23 protein-coding genes and 1 tRNA gene are annotated in these 24,341 nt (G+C 67.7%); 13 read left to right on the forward strand and 11 right to left on the reverse strand.

What is annotated here, in order from left to right; translation table 11 throughout:
* Positions 1 to 2: 2 nt before the first annotated feature.
* Positions 3 to 1,538 carry a glycerol kinase GlpK gene (gene glpK / locus NDI79_RS06985; protein WP_310927761.1) on the reverse strand — a complete coding sequence of 512 codons (1,536 nt, stop codon included), beginning with the start codon at positions 1,536 to 1,538 and terminating at the stop codon, positions 3 to 5.
* Positions 1,539 to 2,030: 492 nt separating this feature from the next.
* Here glpK and NDI79_RS06990 point away from each other — a divergent pair, with 492 nt between their 5' ends.
* A complete protein-coding gene (locus NDI79_RS06990; protein ID WP_310927762.1) occupies positions 2,031 to 2,684 on the forward strand; it encodes an archaellin/type IV pilin N-terminal domain-containing protein in 654 nt (217 codons plus the stop codon).
* A 46-nt stretch (positions 2,685 to 2,730) separates the two neighbouring features.
* On the opposite strand, the gene NDI79_RS06995 is transcribed toward NDI79_RS06990, so the two are convergent.
* Positions 2,731 to 3,324, reverse strand: coding sequence for a winged helix-turn-helix transcriptional regulator (locus tag NDI79_RS06995; RefSeq protein ID WP_310927763.1), 594 nt, complete (start codon positions 3,322 to 3,324; stop codon positions 2,731 to 2,733).
* Between the two features lie 245 nt (positions 3,325 to 3,569).
* Here NDI79_RS06995 and NDI79_RS07000 point away from each other — a divergent pair, with 245 nt between their 5' ends.
* Together NDI79_RS07000 and NDI79_RS07005 are read left to right on the forward strand one after the other, a co-directional pair.
* Entirely contained in the window at positions 3,570 to 4,820 is a 1,251-nt protein-coding gene (locus NDI79_RS07000; RefSeq protein WP_310927764.1) for a PKD domain-containing protein, read from the forward strand.
* 116 nt (positions 4,821 to 4,936) lie between these two features.
* Positions 4,937 to 5,134, forward strand: coding sequence for a heavy-metal-associated domain-containing protein (locus tag NDI79_RS07005; RefSeq protein WP_310927765.1), 198 nt, complete (start codon positions 4,937 to 4,939; stop codon positions 5,132 to 5,134).
* A gap of 267 nt (positions 5,135 to 5,401) precedes the next feature.
* Here the strand turns inward: NDI79_RS07005 and NDI79_RS07010 are convergent, their stop codons facing one another.
* From NDI79_RS07010 to NDI79_RS07020, 3 genes are all read right to left on the reverse strand, one after another.
* Positions 5,402 to 5,719 carry a DUF6360 family protein gene (locus NDI79_RS07010; protein WP_310927766.1) on the reverse strand — a complete coding sequence of 106 codons (318 nt, stop codon included), beginning with the start codon at positions 5,717 to 5,719 and terminating at the stop codon, positions 5,402 to 5,404.
* Positions 5,720 to 5,822: 103 nt separating this feature from the next.
* A complete protein-coding gene (locus tag NDI79_RS07015) occupies positions 5,823 to 7,595 on the reverse strand; it encodes a nitrite/sulfite reductase (protein WP_310927767.1) in 1,773 nt (590 codons plus the stop codon).
* A 92-nt stretch (positions 7,596 to 7,687) separates the two neighbouring features.
* The gene (locus NDI79_RS07020) at positions 7,688 to 7,999 is read right to left on the reverse strand and encodes a DUF8134 family protein (protein WP_310927768.1); all 312 of its coding nucleotides are present in this window, start codon (positions 7,997 to 7,999) and stop codon (positions 7,688 to 7,690) included.
* Between the two features lie 313 nt (positions 8,000 to 8,312).
* On the opposite strand from NDI79_RS07020, the gene NDI79_RS07025 reads away from it, so the two are divergent.
* On the forward strand, positions 8,313 to 8,483 hold the full coding sequence (locus NDI79_RS07025; RefSeq protein WP_310927769.1) for a hypothetical protein: 171 nt from the start codon (positions 8,313 to 8,315) through the stop codon (positions 8,481 to 8,483).
* A 126-nt stretch (positions 8,484 to 8,609) separates the two neighbouring features.
* Positions 8,610 to 9,347, forward strand: a complete 738-nt coding sequence (locus NDI79_RS07030; RefSeq protein WP_310927770.1) for a DUF7119 family protein — start codon at positions 8,610 to 8,612, stop codon at positions 9,345 to 9,347.
* On the opposite strand, the gene NDI79_RS07035 is transcribed toward NDI79_RS07030, so the two are convergent.
* Positions 9,335 to 10,615, reverse strand: a complete 1,281-nt coding sequence (locus NDI79_RS07035) for a M20/M25/M40 family metallo-hydrolase (protein WP_310927771.1) — start codon at positions 10,613 to 10,615, stop codon at positions 9,335 to 9,337. The two genes, NDI79_RS07030 and NDI79_RS07035, sit on opposite strands and share 13 nt — an antisense overlap.
* A 123-nt stretch (positions 10,616 to 10,738) precedes the next feature.
* Between NDI79_RS07035 and NDI79_RS07040 the strand changes: the two genes are divergently transcribed.
* The 5 genes from NDI79_RS07040 (at position 10,739) to NDI79_RS07060 (ending at position 14,419) form a co-directional block, all read left to right on the forward strand.
* Positions 10,739 to 10,812, forward strand: a tRNA-Lys gene (locus NDI79_RS07040).
* A gap of 459 nt (positions 10,813 to 11,271) precedes the next feature.
* A complete protein-coding gene (locus tag NDI79_RS07045) occupies positions 11,272 to 12,108 on the forward strand; it encodes a hypothetical protein (RefSeq protein ID WP_310927772.1) in 837 nt (278 codons plus the stop codon).
* Complete coding sequence (locus NDI79_RS07050) at positions 12,105 to 12,497, forward strand: hypothetical protein (protein WP_310927773.1); 393 nt, start codon at positions 12,105 to 12,107, stop codon at positions 12,495 to 12,497. Before NDI79_RS07045 ends, NDI79_RS07050 begins: the two co-directional genes overlap by 4 nt.
* The gene (locus NDI79_RS07055) at positions 12,494 to 13,309 is read left to right on the forward strand and encodes a hypothetical protein (RefSeq protein WP_310927774.1); all 816 of its coding nucleotides are present in this window, start codon (positions 12,494 to 12,496) and stop codon (positions 13,307 to 13,309) included. The genes NDI79_RS07050 and NDI79_RS07055 overlap by 4 nt, the downstream gene beginning before the upstream one ends.
* 15 nt (positions 13,310 to 13,324) lie before the next feature.
* The gene (locus NDI79_RS07060; protein WP_310927775.1) at positions 13,325 to 14,419 is read left to right on the forward strand and encodes a hypothetical protein; all 1,095 of its coding nucleotides are present in this window, start codon (positions 13,325 to 13,327) and stop codon (positions 14,417 to 14,419) included.
* Between the two features lie 31 nt (positions 14,420 to 14,450).
* Here NDI79_RS07060 and pepF read toward each other — a convergent pair whose 3' ends face one another.
* Entirely contained in the window at positions 14,451 to 16,256 is a 1,806-nt protein-coding gene (gene pepF / locus NDI79_RS07065) for an oligoendopeptidase F (protein WP_310927776.1), read from the reverse strand.
* A gap of 545 nt (positions 16,257 to 16,801) precedes the next feature.
* Positions 16,802 to 16,957 carry a DUF7563 family protein gene (locus tag NDI79_RS07070; RefSeq protein ID WP_310927777.1) on the reverse strand — a complete coding sequence of 52 codons (156 nt, stop codon included), beginning with the start codon at positions 16,955 to 16,957 and terminating at the stop codon, positions 16,802 to 16,804.
* 145 nt (positions 16,958 to 17,102) lie between these two features.
* Between NDI79_RS07070 and NDI79_RS07075 the strand changes: the two genes are divergently transcribed.
* Positions 17,103 to 18,437, forward strand: a complete 1,335-nt coding sequence (locus NDI79_RS07075; protein WP_310927778.1) for a M28 family peptidase — start codon at positions 17,103 to 17,105, stop codon at positions 18,435 to 18,437.
* A 24-nt stretch (positions 18,438 to 18,461) separates the two neighbouring features.
* Here the strand turns inward: NDI79_RS07075 and NDI79_RS07080 are convergent, their stop codons facing one another.
* Together NDI79_RS07080 and truA are read right to left on the reverse strand one after the other, a co-directional pair.
* Complete coding sequence (locus NDI79_RS07080; RefSeq protein ID WP_310927779.1) at positions 18,462 to 19,088, reverse strand: HAD family hydrolase; 627 nt, start codon at positions 19,086 to 19,088, stop codon at positions 18,462 to 18,464.
* A 104-nt stretch (positions 19,089 to 19,192) separates the two neighbouring features.
* On the reverse strand, positions 19,193 to 20,011 hold the full coding sequence (gene truA / locus NDI79_RS07085; protein ID WP_310927780.1) for a tRNA pseudouridine(38-40) synthase TruA: 819 nt from the start codon (positions 20,009 to 20,011) through the stop codon (positions 19,193 to 19,195).
* A 176-nt stretch (positions 20,012 to 20,187) separates the two neighbouring features.
* On the opposite strand from truA, the gene NDI79_RS07090 reads away from it, so the two are divergent.
* Positions 20,188 to 21,636 carry a sulfatase gene (locus tag NDI79_RS07090; RefSeq protein ID WP_310927781.1) on the forward strand — a complete coding sequence of 483 codons (1,449 nt, stop codon included), beginning with the start codon at positions 20,188 to 20,190 and terminating at the stop codon, positions 21,634 to 21,636.
* 12 nt (positions 21,637 to 21,648) lie between these two features.
* Here the strand turns inward: NDI79_RS07090 and NDI79_RS07095 are convergent, their stop codons facing one another.
* Positions 21,649 to 23,094, reverse strand: a complete 1,446-nt coding sequence (locus NDI79_RS07095) for a sulfatase family protein (protein WP_310927782.1) — start codon at positions 23,092 to 23,094, stop codon at positions 21,649 to 21,651.
* A gap of 141 nt (positions 23,095 to 23,235) precedes the next feature.
* Between NDI79_RS07095 and NDI79_RS07100 the strand changes: the two genes are divergently transcribed.
* On the forward strand, positions 23,236 to 24,336 hold the full coding sequence (locus NDI79_RS07100) for a NosD domain-containing protein (protein ID WP_310927783.1): 1,101 nt from the start codon (positions 23,236 to 23,238) through the stop codon (positions 24,334 to 24,336).
* The last annotated feature ends 5 nt before the right edge of the window (positions 24,337 to 24,341 follow it).

The following is a 24,341-nucleotide window of genomic DNA, read 5'->3' on the forward strand; positions in this document are numbered from 1 at the left end:
CGTCAGTTCTCCCGAGCCCAGTCGCGGGAGCGTTCGACGGCGTCGATCCAGCGACCGTAGCGGCCGTCGACGTTCTCCGCGTCGTCGTCGGGGGAGAACTCGCGGTCGACCTGCCAGTTATCGCGGAGTTCGTCGAGGTCGCTCCAGTAGCCGACTGCGAGGCCGGCCGCGTACGCCGACCCCAGCGCCGTCGTCTCGTCGACCTGCGGCCGGACGATTTCGGAGCCGACGATGTTGGACTGAAGCTGACAGAGGTAGTTGTTCTTGACCGCGCCGCCGTCGACGCGCAGCGAGGTGAGTTCGATACCGCTGTCGGATTCCATCGCTTCGGCGACGTCGCGCGTCTGGAAGGCGATGGATTCCAGCGTGGCGCGAACGACGTGTTCGCGGCGGGTGCCGCGGGTCATGCCGACGATGGTGCCACGGGCGCGCTGGTCCCAGTGGGGCGCGCCGAGACCGGTGAACGCCGGTACGAAGTACACCCCGTCCGTCGAGTCCACCGACCGCGCGAGCTCTTCGGTCTCGGCGGCGTCCTCGATGAGGGTCATGTCCTCGAGCCACTCGATTGCGGCGCCCGTGATGAAGATGGAGCCTTCGAGGGCGTACTGGACGGGTTCGCCGGAGCGCTGGAAGCCGACCGTCGTCAGCAGACCGTTCTCGCTGCTGACGGCCTCCTCGCCGGTGTTCATCAGCATGAACGAGCCCGTCCCGTAGGTGTTCTTCGCGTCGCCGGCGTCGTAGCAGGTCTGGCCGAACAGCGCGGCCTGCTGGTCGCCCAGCGCACCAGCGACCGGAATCTCCGCCCCGAGGAAGCCGTCCGCGTCCGTCGACCCGTACGTCGCCTCGTCGGAGGAGGGACGGACTTCCGGGAGCATCTCGGCGGGAACGTCGAACTCGTCTAAGAGTTCCTCGTCCCAGTCCATGTCGTGGATGTTGAACAGCATGGTCCGGGAAGCGTTCGTGACGTCCGTGATGTGCTCGCCCGTGAGGTTGTAGATGAGCCACGAGTCGATGGTGCCGAGCATGAGTTCGCCGGCTTCGGCCCTGTCGCGGACGTCGTCGGGGCGCATGCGCGCCAGTTTAATCTGGTCGGTGTTGTCGAGGAGCCACTCCGCTTTGGTCGCCGAGAAGTACGCGTCGGGTTCGAGTCCCGTCTTCTCGCGGACCCACTCCTCTTTACCCTCGTCCTGAAGCGCCTCGACGCGGTCGGTCGTCCGACGGTCCTGCCAGACGATTGCGTTGGCGATGGGGCGGCCGCTCTCGCGGTCCCAGACCAGCGTGGTCTCCCGTTGGTTCGTAATGCCGATGGCCTCCAACTGCTCGGCGTCGAGGCCCCCGTCGTCGAGGGCGTCGTGGATGACCGCCTCGGTGTTCTCCCATATCTCCTCGGGGTCGTGCTCGACCCACCCGGGTTCGGGGTAGATCTGCTCGTGCTTCTTGTACGCGTTCGCGACGACTCGCCCGTCGTGGTCGAAGACCATGAAACGGGTTCCGGTGGTGCCTTGATCGATCGCACCGACGTAGGTGTCTTCTGTCATGGTTCGGTCGCGGCACGAATTTTACTCGCGGTGCCGCTCTCTGCATAAGAATCTCATATGTTTATGATAAATCTTTTCTTCCGCGTCAGTCGCTCCCACGACCTGAGAACGACGCCCTTCCTTCGCTTAGAGCCTGTATCGGACGTACACGACGGCCGAAAACGCTGGCGGAATTCGCGTCTCGCTACGCCCGGAAGAGGCTCCGTCCCGGCACTGCGATGCTCGCGAACGGTCGTCCGCTCTTTTTGATTCGACAGTCGGAGGCGAAAGTAGAGAATAGGGGACGTTCCGTCCGGTGCCGACTACCGGCCCCGCGCTTCGACTCGAACCGGGAACGGTCGTTCCGACATCGTCACTTGTATTCGAGCGTACGGCTCGATACCGTCATTCGACCCCGTATTCGGGCCCGTTTCTTCGATTTCTCCGGCGTGGATATCGTTATTGATACTGAGAACCCTAGAGTAATATCTCTTGACTGTGTTGGAATAGTATATGAATCTGGTGCGTCAGCGGTCGCGGTCCGTCGAACCGAGGGACCGAGGACAGGTCGGAATCGGAACGCTCGTCGTCTTCATCGCGATGGTCCTCGTCGCCGCCGTCGCGGCCGGCGTGCTGATAAACACCGCCGCGTCGCTGCAGGCCACGGCGGAAGACGTGGGTCGACAGAGCGTCGACCGGGTCGTCGACGGCGTCGACGTCGTCGGCGCCACCGGACACGTCACAGGTACGGTCGACGACGGCGTGCCGAACCGCACCGTCGACACCGTCCGCCTCTGGATACGTCCCCGCGCCGCCGCGGGGGACGTGAACGTCTCCGACCTCACCGTCAAATGGGTCGGACCGCACGCCGCGGAGACGCTCACGTTCGGCGGGTCCGGCGCCGCCGCGCCGTCGACGGGCGACGTCCACGAGGCGTTCAACGCCACGCAGAGCATCGGCGACGGCGACTTGCTGCTCGAAACCGGCGAGGAGTTCGTGCTCTACCTCAACGCCTCGCAGATAGAGAGCGGCGGGTCGGGGACACCCGAAACGCTCGAACGGGGCGAGGAGGCCACCGTCGAGATGACCGTCTCGGGCGGCAGCACCTCCGTCGCGTACCTACGCGTCCCCGAGTACGCCGGCAACGAGACGTACGTCCCCCTCTGAGGCGGCGGCCGCCATCGGTCGCCGGAACGCGCCCCCGCTTCGAGGTTCACTCGGCGTCCGCACTGAGACGCTCGTACTGCTCGCGGAAGCGCGCCGTGCAGGACGGACAGCAGAAGTGGTAGCGCTCGCCGCCGAAACGCTCGGTCTCGCCCTCGCTCGTCACCGTGTTACCGCACTCCGCGCAGGTGAGAGCGAACTCGGTCCCGCCGACGCTCGGCGTCCACTCGGCGTCCGCGACGACGGTCACCTCGTAGTCCGCGACGCGCGCGAGGTCGACCGTCTCGTCGAGGCCGTCGCGGACCCGGTCCGCCGGGAAGCGCGCGGAGAACAGGAGTTCGTCCTCGACGGTGACGAACACGTGCTCGACCGACTCCGCGGCGCGCAGCGAATCTCTGACGCCGGCTATCTCCGTCGAGGCGAGTTCGAGACGGACCAGTACCGGCACCCCGGAACGAAGCCGCGAACGGTCGAGATCGGCTGTGAAACGTCTGATGACGCCCGAATCGCGGAGCTTGTCCACCCGGTCGGACACCGCGGGCGGCGAGAGGTCGACTCGCTCCGCGATGTCGCTGAACGGGCGCCTCGCGTCTTCGGTCAGCAGTTCGAGTATCCGAAGGTCCGTGTCGTCCAGTTCGCGCATACTCCCAGTCGACCTTCGGAGTACATAGGGTTTTGTTCCCCCTAGCCGCGAGTTATACGCCCGATACCGCCTGAAACTTTGATTTCGAAGGCGGCCGACGCGGCTCACCACTCTTTCGGCTCCTGTCGCCACCGTTCCTCGCTCTCCGAACATCCGGCGTTACACGCCCGCTACCTCCCGCCTTCGGTGCTCTATAACGAAACCGCTGTATCGTACACGTATTCGTAGAGGTCACGGAAAGAACAATGAACCGTCAACTGACAGTCGTACTCGTCGCCGTCGTCGGCATCGTCGCCCTCGCGGGCGGTGCGTTCCTCTTCACCGGACAGAGCGGTGGAGCGGACGTCGCCCCCGCCGCGGACGATGCGGCCGCGGCCGTCGAGCAGTCGACTACGTCTCAGGCGAGCGACCCGACCGAATCGACCGAACAACCGACGGACGACACGACGACCGAATCCGGCGCGACGAACGCTTCCGACGCGGACGACGAGTCCGTCGCGCCCGCCAACGAGCCCCCGGCGGCCGACGCCGGCGAGGACGTGACCGCCCGCGAGTGGACGCTCACGACCCTCGACGCCACGGGGTCGACCGACCCCGACGGCGACGACGCGAACCTCACGTACGAGTGGACGCAGGTCGCCGGCGAGGAGGTCGAACTCCGCGGCGCCGACACGGCGACGCCCAAGTTCTTCCCCCCCGAGTCGAAGCTGAACACGCAGCTCACCTTCGAGGTCACCGTCACCGACGTCGACGGAGCCTCCGCGACTGATACGGTCGTCATCACCGTCACCGAGTCGAGAGACGACGACGAGGAGGAATCGACGAACGCCTCCGACGGCAACCAGACCGCCGACGGCAACCAGACCGACGTCGACGACGCCGACTCGGACGACGGCCAGACCGCCGAGGACGACTCGGAGACGGGCGACGATTCGACCGACGGCGACTCGACCGTCGACGACGGCGATTCGGACGCCGACGCCCCCGCGAAGGCGAGCAACGACACTATCGCGCAGGCCACGTTCGGGTCGGACTTCGAGGACCTGAGCACCGAGGACGCCGCGACGGTGTACGAACTCTACCTGCGCCAACCCGACGGCGACTGGGACCCCGCCTCCGTGCAGACCCGCGAGGAACTCGCCCAGGAGAAGTACGGCGACTCCTTCGAGAACCTCGCTTTCGACGCCCGCGTGGACGTCCAAGAGAGCTTCGACGCCCAGTTCGGCGACACGGGCGGCGCGCTCTCGAAAGACGAGATATCGCAGGCGAAGTGGGGTCACGACTTCCGGAACGTGAGCGTCGACTCCGCCGGTCAGATCGTCGAACTGTACGACCGCCAGCCGTGGGTCAACGCGGACAACGAGCACATGCCCACCCGCGAGCAGTTGGCGTACCGCATCTACGACACCAGCTACGACGACCCGCTCGCCGACCTGACGCGCGAGCAGCGACTCGACATCGAGCGTCGCTACAACGCCCAGTTCGACACCGAGTAGCGCGGCGAACTCCGACGGCTCGGCCCCCTACTTTCGTTTCTTCGGTCGACACCCCTCCGAGCGACGGTTCGCTAAGAGAAAGGGGAATAAAACGGGAGCGACAACTATCACGTGCGATGACCCGGACACTCACCGTCGAAGGCATGAGCTGTGAGCACTGCGAGCAGACCGTCGAGGAGGCGCTGTCGGGCGTCGACGGCGTCGAGTCGGCCGCCGCGGACCGCGACGCCGCCTCCGCGACCGTCGAGGGCGACGCGGACGCGGACGACTTGGTCGCGGCCGTCGAAGACGCCGGCTACGACGCGTCGGCCTGACCCGGTCGAACGGGTCTCGGTCTCCCGTTTCCCGGCTCCGCCGATCGCGTTCGTTCCGGAATTAGTTACTGTCTAGATGCAGGACAGAATACTGTTGGTTATATGTACGTCGAGCTCCTAGAAAAGGATGCGCGTCGAAGTGGCACCCACCATCCGCGACGGTGTTCCATCTCCCCCCCGGAACTCCCCACCCCCCCACATTCCGTCGCGATTTCGACGCGATACCTTTCGAGAACTCGTCCGCCGAGCGACGGGTCTCCGACCGAACTACTCCTCGCTCTCGTCGTCTCCGTCGTCGCCTTCCTCCGCCTGCGCCGCCTCCACCCGTCCCGCGTACTCCTCTAGCTCGCCGGCCAGCGTTCGGGCCTGTTCGGCCGTGAGCGTCACCTTATCGGCGTGCGCCGGCAGGTGGTTGAGTTGGCTGTTGTCGAGTTCGAGTTCGAGGCGGACGTGGTCGGGGTTCTTCCGGGGCGCGGTGACGTTGAGAACGGCGAGTGCCTCCTCCGTGAACTCGTGGCTGACGGCTTCGGCGTCCAGCATGTCGAACGTCGTGTACGCGTTCACGCGCAGCAGTCTGTTGGGCATATCTCCCGTTGTCGGCGGGCGGGCATGTGCGTGACGCCTTCGGGAGGCGGCGCTGACGAGGCGCGAAAAACGGAGAAGTAGGGTTCGCCGCGGTCGGCGCCTCTCAGTCGTCGGCAGACATCGGCGTGTCGTCGGGGTACGCCGGGGCCGGACTGGAGCCCATGTCGTCGTCGTCCGCGTAGGGGTACCACGTCATCTTCGTGTTGTGCATCATCGGGTCCTCGTAGTCCGTCTCCTCGGGTTCGACGTACTCGTCGAGTTCCTCGTCGTCGTGGCGGCCGACGAACTCGCGGAAGTTCTCGCCGTCCTCGCGCCCTTCCGCGAAGGCGTCGATGAGGTTCGAGATGGCGCCGGGCACCTCGTCGGCGGGGACGCGTTGGGTGACCCAGCGGGCGAACTGCGGTTCCTCGCCGAGACCGCCGCCGAGGCCGATGTCGAGCGCTTCGACGGGTTCGCCGTCTTTGCGCGTCTTCATGCCGCGGAGGCTGATGTCGGCTATCTGCGGCTGGGCGCAGGAGGCCGTACAGCCCGAGAGATGGATGTGGAACTGGTCGATATCCTCGGGGAGGTCGACGTTCTCCTTGAGCCACCGCGCGTAGCGGACCTGTCGGTTCTTCGTCTCCACGATGGACAGCGAGCAGTACTCGGTGCCCGTGCAGGCGACCGACCCGCGCATGAACGGCGAGGGGTCGGGCGAGTAGTGGTCGAGCAGGTCCTCTTCGAGGAGGGCGTCGAGGTTCTCCTCGGGCACGTCGGTGATGATGACGTTCTGACGCTGGGAGAGACGCACCTCACCGGAGCCGTACTCGTCGGCGACGTCGGCGAGTTCGAGGACGTCGTCGGCGCCCATGCGGCCGACGAGGACGTTCAGACCGACGAAGTAGTTCCCGTCCTTCTGCTCGTGGACGCCGATGAGGTCGTTGCGGCCGCCGTTGCCGGCGTTGTACGTGTACTCCTCGCGGACGTCGCGACCGGCGGTTTCGAGGTCGAAGTCGACGTACTCCTCCTGGAGAGTGTTCCGGACCTTCTCCGGCCCCCACTCGTCGACGAGGAACTTGATGCGGGCGTTGTAGCGGTTCTCGCGGTCGCCGTTGTCGCGGAACAGCGCCGAGAGACCGCCGGCGACGGCGGAGACGTCGTCGGGGGCGACCCACACGTCGATGTCGCGGGCGAAGCGCTCCTCGTTGCGGGCGAGGCCGCCGCCGACGCGGACGTTGAAGCCGACCTGCTCCTCGCCGTCGACCTCCTTGTACGCCGGTTCGAAGGCGAGGTCGTTGATGTCGCCCTGTCCGGACCCGTCCGCGGACCCGGTGACGGACACCTTCCACTTGCGCGGGAGGTTCGAGTGGTCCTCGTTCCCCTTGAACTCCTCGTTCAGGTCCTGGATGACGGGCCAGGCGTCGACGACTTCCTGGGCGTCCTTGCCGGCGACGGGGTTGCCGACGATGTTCCGCCAGGAGTCACCGCAGGCCTGCTGGGTGGACATCCCGTTCTCCTCCAGTTTCTCGAATATCTCCGGGACGTCCTCGATGCGGATCCAGTGCAGTTGGATGGACTGCCGCGTCGTCCAGTCCGCGTAGGCGTCACCGAAGATGGGATTCGTCCCCGGCCCGCGAGCGTACTCGTCGGCTATCTCGCCGACGACGCGGAGTTGGCCGGGTTCGAGAACGCCGTTGGGCGTCCCGATGCGCATCATGAAGTACGACTCCTGCCCGTTCCGCTGGTGGTACAGCCCCCACCATTTGAAGCGCTCGAACCAGGCGTCGTGTTCGTCCTCGGGGATGCTCTCCCATCCCTCCTCGGCGAACTCGTACAGATGCTCTCGTATCTCGTTGCCGTACACCTCAGATTTCCACCGCTCTACGTCCGTTGGCATGGTCTTGTTACACCCCTAGTCCGGCGTCCCCAAAGAACGCTTCCTCACGTCAACCCTTCCCGGTGCTTTGACATAGGGGAAATTCTCTCCGGTTACCGGTCGACGACCGGTCGAAGGACGCCCTCGCGGTCGATGTGACGGAACTCGCCGTCGACGACGCGTCCGACGGGCATCCACCCCGTCGTCGCGGACTCTCCGCAGGCGATGCACTGGCCGTACGTCCGAACCTCGACGGTCCGGCCGTCGACGCCGACGTCGACGAACCCTTCGACGACCAGGTCGGTCAGGTCGCATCCGCAGAATTCTCGGCCCGGGAAGCGCCAGAGTTCGCTCACGCTCACCTTCCGGTCGTCGTTGACCGACACCCACGCGCCGTCGTCGAGGATGCGAAGGGCGACTGTCATCGCCGACGGTAGGGGGGCGCGCCACGCCACTCTGACGGCGCGAGCAAACGACGACTCCGTCGGTGACGCCGACTTCACGGCCGAATCGACCGACGACGACCGATTTCGTCCTTCCTTTCGCGTCCGAGTTACCAGCAATCGGTTCCCCTTTCCCGGAGTAAAGGTACGGATTACTCCCGAAGGGGTGCTTATCCGCGTGCCGTCCCTGTGTCTATTCGATGACCGACACGATAGACCGACCATCTGGTCGAAGACAGCACGTCTCGGCTGACGTCGCGCCCGAACTGTACTCCCGCACCTCTCCACTCCACGCATGAGTCCTGATCTCGAATCCGACACCGACCCGACGCACGACGAGGAACTGTCCGAGTCGCCCGACGGCGACGAGGAGACCGAAGACGACTACGAGCACCTGAAGTCGCTCGACGACGGCGCCGGTTGCACGGAAATCTGGGAGCACCTCTCCGAGGGTCGCGACGAGTGACCCCGTGACGGACGCTCCGTCCGTCCCGCGGGCCCCGGCGCCCCCCCGAACCCTCCCGTCGCCGGCCGCAGACGTTGCCGGGCGGGGAGACGCTTTTGTCGGCTGGACCGTTAGTCGAAGTAACGAATGACGGACGACGACCGGCCGGTCGGCGACGACGGCGCTGCCGAGGACGGCCGAGCGACGAGCGACTCGCCCGCCACCGACGGCGGGCGACGACCGCTCCCGGCAGACCGCGAGGAACCGGTCGGCCGCCCCGTCGTCCGCGCGGACCCCGCAGTCACGGGTGACCGGGCCGACGAGGCCGTCGGTTTCGACCCCGACGACCCCGACAGCGTCGCCGAGGCCGCCGACACGGTCCGCGCCTTCTCCGAGAACACCGTCGGCGACGAGGACAACGTGTACATGCTCCGCGGCGCGGCGGCCTGCGCGGCCCTCGTCCGCGGCGTCGGGTCGTACAAGGCGGCCGCCGAACGCGCCGGCGGCGACGTCTCCGTCGCGTTCATCCGCAAGTGGGCGCGCGTCCACGACCTGCCGCAGGCCGTCCGCAGACACGTCGCCCGCGGGCGCATCGCGCCGACGGCCGCGAAGCACATCGCCCGCGTCGCCGGCCCCGACCGCTTCGACCTCGCGTGGGCCGTCCTCGACGGCGACCTCACCGTCAGAGAGGTCCGCCGCGTCGCCAGCGAGGTGAACGACGGTCGTCCGGTCGAGGACGCACTCGCGGAACGAGGCGTGCGGTTCGGCCGCCTCGAACTCCGCGTCTCGCCCGACCAGTACCGCGAACTCCGGCGCCGGGCCTCCCTCGAAAACCGGCCGCCGGGTGACATCGTCGACGACGCTCTCGACGGCTACTTCGACTGAAGGAACCGCGCCGCCGCCTCGACGTACGTCTCCCTCGCCGTCTCCACTTCTCCCCACGGAATCGTCTCGTCGGGGAAGTGCGCCTGTTCGACCGTACCGGGACCGTACACGACGGTCGGAATCCCCGCGGCCACGTAGTGTCGCGAGTCCGCGCCGTACGTCGCGCCCGTCGGGTCGGTGTCGTCGTGGCCCGTCTCCGCCATCGCCGCGCGAAGCGACTCCACGACCGGTTCGTCCGCGTCTATCTCCGCGGGTTCGAACTGGATGGTGAACCGCTCGAACGACGGCGGGTGCTCGCTGAGCCACTCGCTCTCGGCGACCACCTCTGCCAGACGCTCCTCGTACTGCGCTTCCACCTCCTCGACCGTCTCGCCCGGCGCGACGCCGAAGCGCCACTCGGCGGTGAGCGTCCCCGCCACCGACGACGACCACGACCCCGCGCGCACGATGCCGACGACGACGGGCCACGGGATGGGGTAGTCGTCGTACAGCGGATGCGACACCGACTCGCCGCGCTCGGACTCCAACTCGAAGAACGCCTGCCGGATGCGCTCGAAGTGCGGGAGCACGTCCTCGCCTTTCCACCGCGTCGCCGCGTGGGCCGCCCGCCCGCGGATCCGCAGGCGCTTCATCACCGTCCCCTCCGTGGCGACGACGCAGCGCAGTTCGGTCGGTTCGGCGACGATGCCGGCGTCGCGGTCGAACGGGTACGGGTTGTCGAGGGCGGCCGCTGCGGCCCCGATGCCGCCCTCCTCCTCGCCGACGACGGCCTCGACCACCACGCGCCCGTTCAGGTCCCCCACCTCGCCGCTCTCGGCGCGTTCGAGTAGGTCGCGGACCGCGAAGACGGCGGCGCTCAGTCCGGACTTCATGTCCGCCGCGCCGCGGGCAGTGAGTTCGACGCCGTGCTCCCCCTCCGACCAGACCGGTTCGTAGGGGTCCGACGACCAGTTCTCCGTGTCCGCGGGCACCACGTCGGTGTGCCCGTTCAGCACGAGCGTCGGTCCCGCCTCGGGGTCGCCGAACTCCGCGACGCCGGCGACGCTGGGTCGGTCGGTCACGTCTATCTCGTCGGGGTCGTCCGGGAACGAGGTGTGGGAGGCGAGCGTCTCGGCGTCGGCGGTCCACTCGTAGACGTCGAGGCCGAACTCCTCGAACTTCCCGCGGAGCCACGCCTGCGCCTCGGCCTCCTCGCCGTCGGTGGTCTCGAACCGGAGCAGTCGCCCGACGAACGAACCCATCGGGCTGTCGGCTGGGTGTTCATCCATGGTGATTCGACCCACGGTGTCACGGTACAAGAGCCTACGCGAGGGCGATTCGTTCGCCGTGAACCGGTCCGCCTTCGGCCATTTGTAAACGCTTATGACCGCCCGCCAGTTAGGAGCGTTCGAGGGCCGGTAGCTCAGTTTGGCAGAGCGTCTGGCTTTTAACCAGACGGTCGGGGGTTCAAGTCCCTCCCGGCCCGTTTCGAGACCCGCGAGCGACGGCGAGCGGTGTCGTGAATTCAACGGGAGGACTGAACTACGGAACGAGTGAGCGTAGCGAGCGACGTTCCGGTGGTTCAAGTCCCTCCCGGCCCGTACTTCGTCTCCGAGCGACAGCGAGGAGCGAAGTCGTTACCCGCGGAGGGCTTGAACCGGGGAGCGAAGCGAACGGAGTGAGCGGAGCGACTGGGGTTCAAGTCCCTCCCGGCCCGTTTCGAGACCCGCGAGCGACGGCCTCAACACTCGCCGTCGAATACCGACCGTTCAGGGGAGATTCCGCCTGCTGACCGTCCCTTTTCTCGGTTAATATTCGCATCTAGTACATCGAAAAATTATCTCGTGTGAGTTATCAAAAGAGCCCTGAAACACCAAAATCCGTGACTCTCACACGGTTATCTGCCACAATGGATTTGTGCGGGCCGAGAGAAGCCATTCAAGTAATGACGGACGCTCCCAGTCACGGCGACGAGACGGTCGACTCCGACGAGACTCCGGACATCCTGCGGACGATGCGGTCCCCGAACGACGGTCGTCTCCTGACCGACGGGGGCGAAGCGGAGAGCGAAGACGAATCGGCCGAGGACGACGCCGAGTCCGAATCGGACGACGCGACGGAGGAGGAAACGGAAGAGGAGTCGGACGACGAGAACGAGGAAGAAGAGGAAGAAGGAGAAGAAGCGTCCGACTCGGAGGACGAAGACGACGAAGCGGAGGAAGCCGACGAGGAAGAAGATGAGCAGGAGGAGGAAGAGGAAGAGGAGGAAGAAGAGGAGGAGGAGGAAGAGGAGGAGGACGAAGGAACGAGCATCCTCTACCTCGACCTCGAAGGGTTGTTCCTCGACCTCCTCGGCCTCGAAGTCGACCTCGAAGAGGTCGAACTCGACGTCTCCGCGGTCAGCGGTCCCGGGAACCTCCTGGGTAACCTCCTCGACGGCGTCGCTGACCTCCTCGGCTCCGGCGAAGGCGGCATGCTGTCGAACCTTCTGGGCGGGAGCCTGCTCGAAGGGATGATGGACGACGACATGCTCGGCGGCCTGATGGACGACATGATGGGCGGCGACGAAGAGGGCGAAGAAGGCGAAGAGGGCGAGGAGGGTGAGGACTCCGAGAGCCGACTCTCCTCGGCGTTCTCCTCGGCGAAGGAGTCGATGGGCGACGCCTTCGAGGACGTCCCCCTGCAGGAGATTCTGACCTCGGTGCTGAAGGAACTGATCACGCAGATGTTCTCGGACTCCGACGACGACGACGAGGAGTCCGGTTCCGGGTCGGAAGCATGAGCGGGGAGTCGTCGGGCATCCAACGCGCCTTCGACAACGTCGACTTCGCGGAGGTGTTCGCGGACACGCCGCTGGCCGAGGAGTTCGAGGACGAGGACGCGCCCGCCGGCGAGACTATCGGCGCGTTCCTCGGCCGCCACCTCGGCGCCTGGGTGGGCGGCGTCGTCGGCGCGAGCGTACTCGACGCGGCGCTGTCGGGCGAGTCGTCCGAGTCCGACTCGGATTCAGAATCGGAGTCGGCGTCAGAGTCCGAATCGGCGGACGACGGGACGGATGCGAACGAGGACGCTGACGCCGACACCGACGACTCGGGCGAAAGCGAGAACGCGACGGAGAACGGAAGCGAGGACAGCGACGACGCCGGCGACGAGGAGGGCGAGGAGTCGTGACGGACGCTTCCGACCTCGCCAACAAGGTGGCGAGGGACGTGGTCGACGAGGTGGACGTCGGGTCGGCCCTCACCGGCGGCGACGTGACCGAGGACTTGGACGGCGAGTCGCTCGGTCGCTCCATCGGCGAGACGCTCGGGGAGACGGTCGGCCGACTCCTCGGTCGCAGCGTCGTGAACTGGGTGCTCTCGAAGCTGACGTTCTGGAGCGACGACGACCCCTCGCTGTCGGCCCGGTTCGGCCGGTCGCTCCTCTTCGCCGTCGGGCGCACGCTCCGAAAGCCCGAGTTCAAAGAGCCCATCGGGGACGCGCTCCGCGGGTTCGTCGACTCCCTCGAAGCGCGCGGCGAGACGGCGGCGGACGCCGCCGGCGACGCGGCGGAGGGGGCCGAAGAGGCCGCCGAGAGCGCGGGGGACACGGCTGAAGAGGCCGCGGGCGCCGCCGCGGAGGAAGCCGAGAACGCGGCCGAGAAACTCGCCGCCGGCGACATGGACGAACTCCGCAAGGAGACCTACCGCGAACTGCTGGAGATGATGGAGTACTCGAAGATACAGTCCATCGCCAAGCAGTCCGGCGTGAAGGCGAACCTCTCGCGGGACGAGATGATCGACGAGATCGTCGACAACTTCGACGCCGACGAAGACGCAGAAGACGCCGAGAACGAGGCCGACGGCGACTCGGATTCGGATTCCGACTCGGACACGGAGGAAGACGAAGCCGACGAAGACGAGAACGAGGCCGACGAAGACGAGAGCGAGAGCGGCGAAGACTCGACCGAAAGCGACGAGAGCGACGACGACGAATCGTCGTAGCGACGGGGAGATAGCATGACCGATTCAGCGTCAAATTCAGAGCTCGCCGGCGCGTTCGAGGCGGCCAACGAGGCGGCCGAACGGGCGTACGTCGGGGGAGAGGGCGACACGCTCACCGAGGAGGCCGAGGAGGAACTCCGCGACCCGACCGAACGACTCGCGGACGCCCTCTCGGAGGCGTCGCTCTCCGAACTGCTCGAAGTCGCGGGGTTCGAGGACGCCCCCGACGACGTCTCGGCGGTCGACCTTCCGGCGGTCATCGCCGACGCCGACCCGAACGCCATCGTCGAACTGCGGACGCTGCTCCAACTCGCGGACCTCGGCGAGTCGTGGGCCGACCTCTCCGCCGAGGAACGGGCCGACCGGGTGGACCGGGTCGTCGTCGACGCCGAGACGGCCGACTCCGACGGCGGGTTCGCGCTCACCGAGTACATCGACCGACTCGACCACATCCTCGGCGACGAGGAGGCGAGCGGAGATGAGGAGTCGTCCGAATCGGGTGCGGACGGCGAGACGGCCGACGCTGAGGCCGCCGACGAGGCGGCTGACGCGACTGACGACGAAGGCGAAGACGATGACGACGCGAACGCCGAAGACGACAGCGCGGCGGAGGACGCCGTCGAAGCCGTCGTCGGCGCGGCCGCGGACGCGATGGCTGGCAATGAGGACGACGAGAGCGACGAGGCGTCGGCCGACGACGAGGACGCGGAGCAGGGTGCCGCCGAAGCCGTCGTCGACGCCGCCGCGAAGGCGGTGAGCGAAGATGGAGAAGACGCCGACGAGGACGTCAGCGACGACGGCGGAGACGACGAACTCCTCGAATTGGAGGACCACGTCGACCGCCTGCGCACACTCGTCGGCGACGACGAGGAAACCGAAGCGGATGCGGATGCAGATGCAGACGCGGAGGGTCCCGACGTCGACGAGGAAGCGGCCGAGGCGGACGCCGCCGAAGACACAGACCAGGACCCGGACGAGGACGAAGACCGCACGACGGACGGCCAGAAGCGGTCGACGTCCGGGTCCCGCGGCCGTCTCTCGACGGTCCCCTCCTCGCGGTCGGACATGGGGAAGTCGGGGCGCTTCTCCACCGCGCGCGGCAAGCGGTAAGCGTTCGCGGCGCCTCCTCTTCTCTTCCTACCTACTCGTCTTCGAGGTCCAACAGGTCGGCCGCCTCGTCGAGGTAGTCGCCGTACACGGACAGCGCCGACTCGATGGGTTCCGGCGAGGCCATGTCGACGCCGGCCGTCTCCAACACTTCGATGGGGTACTTCGACCCGCCCAGTGCTAGCGCCTCGCGGTAGTCGGCGGCCGCCTCTTCGCCCCCGTTCAGGATGCGTTCGACGATGGCGACGGCGGCCGAGATGCCCGTCGAGTACTGGTACACGTAATAATTGTAATAGAAGTGGGGAATCCGCATCCACTCGCGGGCGATTCTGTCGTCCACGTTCGCGTCCGCGTAGAACTCCCCTTTCAGGTCGCCGTACAGTTCGTCGAAGCGGTCGGGCGTCAGCGCGCCGCCTTCCTCCGAAATCGTGTGTATCTGGTGTTCGAAGTCGGCGAACATCGTCTGGCGGTACAGCGTCGAGCGGAAGCGTTCGAGGTACTCGTCGAGGACGTGCGTGCGGAACTCGTCGTCCTCGACGTTCTCCAGGAGGTAGTGGGTGAGGAGCGTCTCGTTCACCGTCGAGGCCACCTCCGCGACGAAGATGGTGTAGTCGGCGTACTGCCAGGGCTGTTCGTCCTTGGCGAGTTCGGAGTGCAGCGAGTGGCCCAACTCGTGCGCGAGGGTGTACATCGAGGCGATGTCGTCCTGATAGTTCATCATGATGAACGGCTGGGTGTCGTAGGTGCCCGAGGAGAACGCGCCCGAGCGCTTCCCCCGGTTCTCGTAGACGTCGACCCAGCGGTCCTCCAGTCCCTCCTCGACGCGCGATTGGTACTCCTCGCCGAGGGGGGCGACGGCCTCGACGATGTACTCCTTAGCCTCCTCGTAGCTGACTTCCGGCCCCTCGTCGCCCGTCAGCGACATGTAGAGGTCCCACATCTCCAACTGGTCCACGTCGAGCGCCCGCCGCTTCAGTTCCGCGTGGCGGTGGAGGTAGTCGAGGTTGTCCCGGACCGTCCCCACGAGGTTGTCGTACACCTCGACGGGCACGTTCGGGCCGTCGAGCGCCGCCTCCCGGGCCGTGTCGTAGCGCCGGGCGTTCGCGTACTTCACGTCCTTCTTCACGCTGTTCTTCAGCGCGGTGCCGACGGAGTTGCGCACGTCCGCCCACTCGTCGTAGAACTCCTCGTGGACCGTCCGGCGGAACTCCCGGTCGGGGTGTTTCAGCAGTTTCGTGAAGTTCCCCTGCGATATCTCGACGTCCTCGCCCTCTGGGTTCTCCACCGTCGGGAACGTCATGTCCGCGTTCGACAGCATGCCGTAGATGTCGCTCGGAGCGCTGGCCACCTCGCCCAGTTCCGCGAGGAGTTCCTCGACTTCGGCCGACCGGGTGTGCGGTTTCGTCCGGAGCACGTCGTCGAAGTAGTGTTCGTACTCGCGCAGTTCGGGTTCGGCTTCGAGGAACTCCGACAGTTCCTCTTCGCTCAGTTCCTGTAGCTCGGGTTCGACGAAACTCGCCGTCGACCGCGCCTCGGAGGCCAGCGACTCCGCTTTCGCCTGGAACGCTTGATACTCCTGGTTCCGCGTGTCCTCGGCGCTCCGAAGGCTGCTGTAACTCACCACCTTCGAGACGTCGCGCATCAGTTCCTCCTCCAGTTCGAGCAGTTCCAAGAGCGTCTCGGGGCTCTCGGTCACGCGGCCCTCGTAGGCGGCGATGTCCGGAATCCGGCTCTGCACGTCCTCGAACGCCGCCTCCCAGTCCTCGTCGCTCGCGTAGATGCTCTCTAAGTCCCACTTGTACTCGGCGTCGATATCGCTCCGCTCGGGAACCGAACTCATACCTCCCGAGAGCGGCGGTGTCGTGGTAAGCTTTGTCGATTCCCGGCGGGCCTGCCGGTTCGACGGGTCGTCGAGGCGTCGCGCCTCTCGGCGGCGCGGACGCTCGGCTACGGGTGTGATGTCGTCCGAAAGGGAGTGGGGGTGGGGAAGGAGGGAACCGCGGGCGGCCGGGGCGCCGAGGTGGGGGGGACGGCGCCGCGGGCCGCGTGCAGGCGGGGGGGATTCAGGGTAGGGGGTGGGTGGGGGTGGGGGTGGGGGGTGGTGGGGGTTGAGGGTGCCTACCCGCGAACCGAGTCGGGGAGACCGGTTCGCAACGTTCCGACGAAGTCGGACGTTTCGTGGCACGAACGCCGTCACGCCCGTGCCGCACTCATACGTACAGTCGACAACGGGGTATGGATGTCGCCTAAGTGGTTTGGGTCCGGGGGGTTCCACCGGGGCGACGGCCGTCGCTCGGCGGGGAGAGCGGGGTCGACGGACGTCCGCCGAGGACGCCCGCCGTCGAAAAGCCGACCGAACGGTCGCGTCTCGATACCGGGCGGCGCTCAGTGGCGCGTCGCGCGGGCATCGCGCACGTCGCCACCGTCTCTGACCTTGTCCTCGCAACTCGGACACACCCGCGGATTCTCCATGTTCTCGGGGGCGAACACACGGACGTACTCCGTCGTCACGAACGAACCGCAGTTTTCACACTTCGGCATCGGGCTGTTTTTAGCGGTAACTGTGGATAAAATTTAGGGCCACTTCCCGTATGAGCTGTGGCTCCCGGTCCCGTCGGCCGGCGGCGTCTCCGGCCCGTTCGGCCGTCTCCACAACCTCTTTCGCCCTCTCCGGCGACGGCGTGGTATGGACGACCGCGACGGGGCCGCGAGAGACGCCGCGCTCGGACGGGCGTGGACCGACGACGAACCGTGGGACTTCCTGACCGACCTGACTCGGCTGGGGAACCGAATGGGCGGCAGCGACGGGGAACGCCGCGCGGCCGAACTGGTCGCGGACGCCCTCCGCGACGCCGGCGCCCGCGACGTGCGCGAGGAACCGTTCGAGATGCGAGCGTGGACCCGCGGGTCGTCGACGCTCGCGCTGACGGACGAGGACCGCGCGTTCGAGACGGTCGCCCTGCCGTACTCGCCGTCGGGCGACGTGACGGGCGAACTCGTCGACGTCGGCCACGGCACGCCCGACGAGATAGACGACCACGACGTGGCGGGGAAGATAGCCGTCGCCTCCACGACGACGCCGCCGGGCGGCCGGTTCGTCCACCGCATGGAGAAGTTCAGCTACGCCGTCGAGCGCGGCGCGGAGGCGTTCGTCTTCGTCAACCACGTCCCCGGACAGCTCCCGCCGACCGGGTCGCTGACGTTCGACGAAGAGGCCGCCGCGCCCGCCGTCGGCGTCAGCAAGGAGTCGGGCGGGTGGTTGACCGACTACGCCGCGGAGGGCGCCGAGGCGCGACTGACCGTCGAGGCGGAGACGAGCGGCGGCGAGAGCCGGAACGTCGTTGGCCGCCTCGGCCCCGACACCGACGAAGAAATCGTCCTCCTGGCGCACTACGACGCCCACGACATCGCCGAAGGCGCCCTCGACAACGGCTGTGGCATCACCACCGTCGTCACCGCGGCGCGAATCCTCGCGGACCTCGACCTCTCCACCGGCGTCCGCGTCGCGGGCGTCGGGTGCGAGGAGACGGGACTGACCGGCGCCGAGAACCTCGCCGAACGACTCGACCACGGTCGACTGAAGGCCGTGGTGAACGTCGACGGCGCGGGGCGCTTTCGGGACTTAGTGGCGATGACGCACACTTCGGAGGCCACGGCGGACGTCGCCCGGACGGTGTCCGAGGCGACCCGACACCCGATTCAGGTGGAGTCCGAACCTCACCCCTTCAGCGACCAGTGGCCGTTCGTCCGTGCCGGCGTCCCCGCCCTCCAACTGCACAGCGACAGCGGCGAACGCGGGCGCGGGTGGGGGCACACGCACGCCGACACGCGCGACAAGGTGGACGACCGGAACATCCGCGAGCACGCCATGCTCGCGGCGCTCTTGGTCGAGGAACTGGCCGGGCGGGACGCCGACGAACTTCCGCGACTGGACGCCGACGAACTCGCCGACGCGTTCCGCGCGGCCGACTTCGAGACGGGGATGCGCGCCGCGAACCTCTGGCCGGCCGAGTGGGAGTAGCGAGCCACGGGGCCACGAGCGACGCTAACAGAGCGCCGCCACCTCCTCCAGCGACTCCACCTCGTAGGTCGGGTCCGCGGCGAGTCGGTAGCCGTCGCGGTGCGGCCGGCGGACGAACGCCGAGTCCGCGCCCGCGCGGTCCGCCGCGAGCACGTCGACGTTGCTGTCGGCCCCGAGTTCCTCGACGGCGCGTTCGAGGTAGTACGGCGATGGCTTGCGGTTTCGGTACCCCTCGACGGTCGGTTCGCGCCCGTAGGCGACGTCGAACAGGTCGGCGACTCCGAACCGGTCGAGGACCGTCTCCACCGTCTCGTGCTGGTTGCCGCTCACGACGGCGAGCGTCCGGTCGAGGTCCGACAGCGCCGACACGTCGTCGTAGAGCGTCTTCTCGCCGCGCTCCATCGCCGCGCGCTGGGCCGCCGCGGCCTCGGCCTCGCGGCGCGGCCAGAAGGCCTCGTAGTCGACGCCGTGTATCTCGCAGACGCGGCGGATGCGGGTCAGACTCCCGTGAACGATGCCGTCCACTCCCTCGGTGGTCGGGTCCGCCCCGAACTCCTCGAACGCCGCCCGCACCGCCGCGCGGTGGACGTCCATCGCCGTCGGCGTCGTCAGGACGCCGTCGTCGTCGAAGATGACCGCGTCGTAGCACATACCGGCGGTTCGGCGTTCGGCCCACCAAGAGGTTGCTATGAGGGCCGCGTTCGTCTCGGTTCGGCTATCGAAACTCTATATCTCGCCGTCCGGCGGTCCGAGACTCACCCTTCGTCTCCGCCGACGCCCGCACGTATCCGCCCGGTGACGCGGGCGCGGACGAGTCCGTCGCGGCGCCGCGACTCGAATATCTCCGCGGCGCTCTCGGCGGCCTGCGGGTCGCGCTCGAACGTCAGGTCCGGGTAGACCACCCGTTCGAGCAGGAGCGGTTCCGGCGGCGCGGCGGGGACGCCGTCGGGTCCCGTCAGCGGTTCGGGGCCGAGGACGTCCTCGACGGCGTCCGGCGACCGCTCGCCGACGGCGACGCCGTGGACGAGGCTGACGAGGCGGCGGACGAGTTCGTACGGGAACCCGCCGGCGGCGACGTGAACGACGAGGAACTCCCCGTCGGGTTCGACGGTCACCGAGAGTTCTCTGACCGTTCCGACGTCGTCGCCGGTGAGGTTGTGGAAGTCGTGCTCGCCGGAGAGGGCGTCGGCCGCCCGGCGGGCGAGCGCGGGGTCCGCGTCCGGCGCGTACCGGTCGTAGACGTACTCGCGGCGGACGGCGTCGTGTGTCGCGTGGAAGCTCTCGGGGGCGTCGGCGGCCGCCCACGCGCGGACGTCGGCGGGCAGTTCCGCGTTCAGCGCGCGCGGCGTGCACCACTCCGGGCAGTCGAACCCGACGGTCTGTCCGAAGGCGGAGACGCCGGCGTCCGTCCGGCCCGCGGCGGCGTAGCCGGGCGGCTTCCGGTCGGCCGCCGCGTCGAACGCGCCCAGTCGGTCCAAGGCGTCGAACAGCGCGTTCTCCACCGTCGGCACCGACGGCTGACGCTGGAAGCCGTAGAACGGCCGGCCGTCGTAGGCGATTCGGAAAGCGCGCACGAACGCGTCTGGGCGGCGTTCGACCTTATCGGCCACGGTTCCGGCGCACCCGCTGTATATACAGCCCGAAGAACAAACCGTATCTGACCTAATTTTCCCACTATGACAACACGAAAGTTACGTCCGGGTCGCGCCCCGGCGACTGGGCCGAGCGGACGGGAGGAGCGCTGCGACGGATGAGTCGACCGAACGTCGTCGTCACCGTCCTCGACACCGTTCGCGGCCGCGACACGGTGCCCGCGTCGTCGTCGCCGATGTCGACGCTCGGAGACATCGCGGCGTCGGGGACGGAGTTCACGAGCGCCTTCTCCGCGGCGCCGTGGACGCTCCCGTCGCACGCCTCGCTGTTCACCGGTACCTACCCCTCCCAGCACGGCGCGCACGGCGACCACACCTACCTCGACGACTCTCTCCGCACGCTGCCGGAGGCGTTCCGCGACGACGGTTACGAGACGGTCGGCGTCTCGAACAACACCTGGATCACCGAGGAGTTCGGGTTCCACCGCGGGTTCGACACCCTTCGGAAGGGCTGGCAGTACTTCCAGTCGGACACCGACCTCGGGACGGTCACCCGCGCGGAACACCCGATGTCGAAGCTCCGCGCTGCGAGCGACCGCCTGTTCGACGGCAACCCCTTGGTCAACGCGGCGAACCTCGTCTACGACGAGATGGCCGACGGCGACGGCGCCGACCGCGCCACCTCGTGGGTGGAGTCGTGGCTCGACGACAGGGACGCGGAGTCGCCGTTCTTCCTCTTCTTGAACTACGTCGACCCGCACGTCGAGTACCGCCCGCCGCGCGAGTACGCCGAGCAGTACCTCCCGCCCGACGTGACGTACGACGAGGCGATGACGCTCCGACAGGACCCCCGCGCGTACGACGTGGGCGAGTACCGCCTGAACGACCGCGAGTTCGAGATACTCCACGCGCTCTACCGCGGCGCCCTCGCCTACGCCGACGACCACCTCGCCCGCGTGCGCGACGCCCTCGTCTCCGCCGGCGAGTGGGAGGACACGATACTCGTCGTCCTCAGCGACCACGGCGAGAACGTCGGCGACCACGGCTTCTTCGGCCACCAGTACAACCTGTACGACTCGCTCCTGCACGTCCCGATGGTGTTCCACGGCGGGCCGTTTCACGAGGGCCGGCGCGACGGACTCGTCCAGACGCTCGACGCCGCGCCGACGCTCCTCGACGCGGCGGGCGTGGAGGCTCCCGAGTTCCGACGGCAGATGCACGCCCGGTCACTCCACCCGGACGCGGACTCGGACCCGCGCGACGCCGTCTTCGCGGAGTACGTCGCCCCGCAACCGTCGCCCGACAGACTCGCCGCGCGGTTCGACGAGATACCGGACCGCGTCCGGACCTTCGACCGGTCGCTCCGGTCGGTCCGGACGGACGACGAGAAGTACGTGCAGGCCTCCGACGGGAGCGAGTGGTTCTACCGCGTCGGCCGCGACCCCGACGAGGCGTGGAACCGCGCGTCGAGCAACGAGGAGCGGACGGAACTGCTCTCGGACCGCCTCGACCAGTGGCTCGACTCGTTCGACCGCGAGGAGAAGAGCGGCGAGGTGTCGATGAGCGACTCGACGCGCGACCGACTCTCGGACCTCGGCTACCTGTAATTCTCTAAGAGGCTACCGGAACGTCTTCGGAACCCACCTGCAAAGCGGGTCCGCCGTCTCCTCCATCCAGCCGACCAACTCCTCCTGTAGCCTCCGCTTTTCGTCCTCGTAGTGGGGGTGCTCCGCGAGATTCCGAAGTTCGTGCGGGTCCTCGCGCAGGTCGTACAGTTCGTTCGCGCCCGGACCGTTGTAGACGAACTTGTAGCGCTCGGTTCGAAGCATCCGCTGGGAGTAGAGACCGAACTCGTCGCCGTGGTACTGCGCGTAGACGGAGTCGGGCCAGTCGTCCGGGTCCTCGCCCGAGAGCAGGGGCAGGAGGCTCCGCGCGTGGAGTCTGTCGGGCACCTCGGCGTCGCCCCAGTCGAGGAACGTCGGCATGAGGTCGTGCAGGCGGACGAACGCGTCCGACTCCCCGACCGTCTCCCGTGTCGGGTCGCGGACGACCAGCGGGATTCGGTACGTCTGCTCGTACATCAGCGGTCCCTTGTTGAACTGGCGGTGCGACCCGGTGAAGTCGCCGTGGTCGGCGGCGTGGACGACCACCGTCTCCTCGTCGAGGCCGTGCGTTTCGAGGGCGTCGAGTATCCGGCCGACCTGGTCGTCGATGAACGTCACGAAGCCGTAGTACTTCGCCACGAGTTCGGCCCACGTCTCCCAGTCGAAGTCCTCGACGCCGCGGTATCGGGTGTACTCCTCGTGCACCCGCGGCTTCCCCTCGAACGTCTCGGCGTAGGAGGGCCACGGCTCGATTTCCTCTGGGTCGTACATCGAGGCGTACGGCTCGGGGACGACGTAGGGGTGGTGCGGGCCGAGGAAGTCCGTCCGGTGGAAGAAGGGGGTATCGGCGTCGTCGCCCTCACCTCCTTCCGCCCGGCGCTCGATGGCCTCTATCGTCAACTCCGCGAGGAAGTACGTCCGCGTCGCCTCCGGCGGCAGCGACGAGGTGCCCGAGACGAGCATCCCGCCCGCGCCGTCGTCGGCGTACACGGCGTCTTCCACGGTTTCCTCTTCCACGTCGAGCGACTCCTTGTAGCGCTTGTAGCGCGTGTCCAGCGCCTCGTCGTGATGGTCGTCGCTCCCGCCGAAGTACTCGAAGCCGAACGACTCGGGACCGCGGGTCTGCCCGACGTGCCACTTGCCCGCGTACGTGTTCTCGTAGCCCGCCTCGGCGAGTCGCTCGCCGAACGTCGGGAGGTCCTCCGGTAGGTCGGTCCGAATCGCGTCCGCCTCGTGGCTGTTGTTCAGCATGCCGTGGGCGTGCGGGTACAGACCGGTCAGGAGCGACGCCCGCGCGCTGGTACAGATGCTCACCGGCGTGTACGCCCGGTCGAACCACGTCCCCTCCTCGCGGAGTCTGTCGAGGTTCGGCGTCTCGACGGGGAGGCCGTCCGGGGCGAGGAGGTCCGCGCGCTCTTGGTCGGTGAGGAGGAATAACACGTTTGGACGTGTGTCGGTCATGCGTGGGACGGGAGGCGGGGGCGTGTTGGGTCTGTCGGCCGCCGGCCCGCCGGCGTCGACCCGTCGCCCGCCGAACCGCTCGGGACCGAACGGAACTCATTCCCCGAAGAGCGCACGTTCAGCGCACCGTGAGATAGTCCTATGGTCGTCGTCGAGAAACGTCGGGCCGTGGCGGACATCGTCGAACACCCGCGGGCGTTCGTCCTCGTCGCCGTCGCCCTCGTCGGCCTCGCCGGGTGCGGCCTCTCGCCGGCCCCCGAGGGGGCCGCGACCGACGCGCAAGGACCGCAACCGGTCGACTCGTGCACGACGATAACCGAACCGGGGCGCTACGCGCTCACCGGCGACATCGCCGACAGCGAGGCGGACACCTGCATTCGAATCCGGTCGGACGACGTCGTCCTCGCCGGCCGCGACCACCGCGTCGACGGCGTCGGCGCGTTCGGGACGGCCGGCGTGGTCGTTCGCCCGGACGGGGGAGGGCCACTGGAGAACGTCACCGTCCGGAACGTGACGGTCACCGGCTGGGACGACGGCGTCCGCTACGTCCGCGTCGTCGACGGGGCCGTCGTCGGGACGACGACGGCGGACAACCGCGTCGGACTCTCGCTCCTGAACGCCCGCGACAACCGGGTCGCCGACAACGTCGCCCGCGACAACCGGCTTCGCGGCGTCTCGCTGCTCGAAGCCAGCGCGAACAACACCGTGGTCAACAATACGGCGATCGACAACGCCCTGTTCGGCATCCACGTCGTCGAGGGCGGCGCGCGGAACAACACGCTCGCCGGCAACACGGCGTCGAACAACGAGTTCGGTATCGCCGTCGTCGGCGCTCACGGGAACACCGTGACGGGCAACACCGCGGCCGGGAACCGAATCGCCGGGGTCTGGCTGGTCGCCGCCCGCGACAACCGCGTCGCCCGCAACGCGGTCTCCGACCAGTTCTACGGCGTCTTCCTCTCGGACCGCTCCGGCGGGAACGCGGTGGCGGACAACGTCGCGGCGTCGAACGCCGTCGGGATTCGGCTCCGCTCCAGCGACGGGAACCGCATCGCGGACAACACGGTCCGCTCTTCCGGCGACACCGCCGTCCTCCTGATTTCGAGCGACGACAACGCGGTGGTCGGGAACGTCGGGTCGGACAACGCGCGCGGTATCTCGGTCGTCAGGTCCGCGGGCAACTCGCTCGCGAACAACTCGATTTCGGTCTCGGAGTCGGGGCCGGGGTCGGGGGAAAGCTAATCGTC

Source organism: Halogeometricum sp. S3BR5-2, from assembly GCF_031624635.1.
GTDB lineage: Archaea > Halobacteriota > Halobacteria > Halobacteriales > Haloferacaceae > Halogeometricum > Halogeometricum luteum.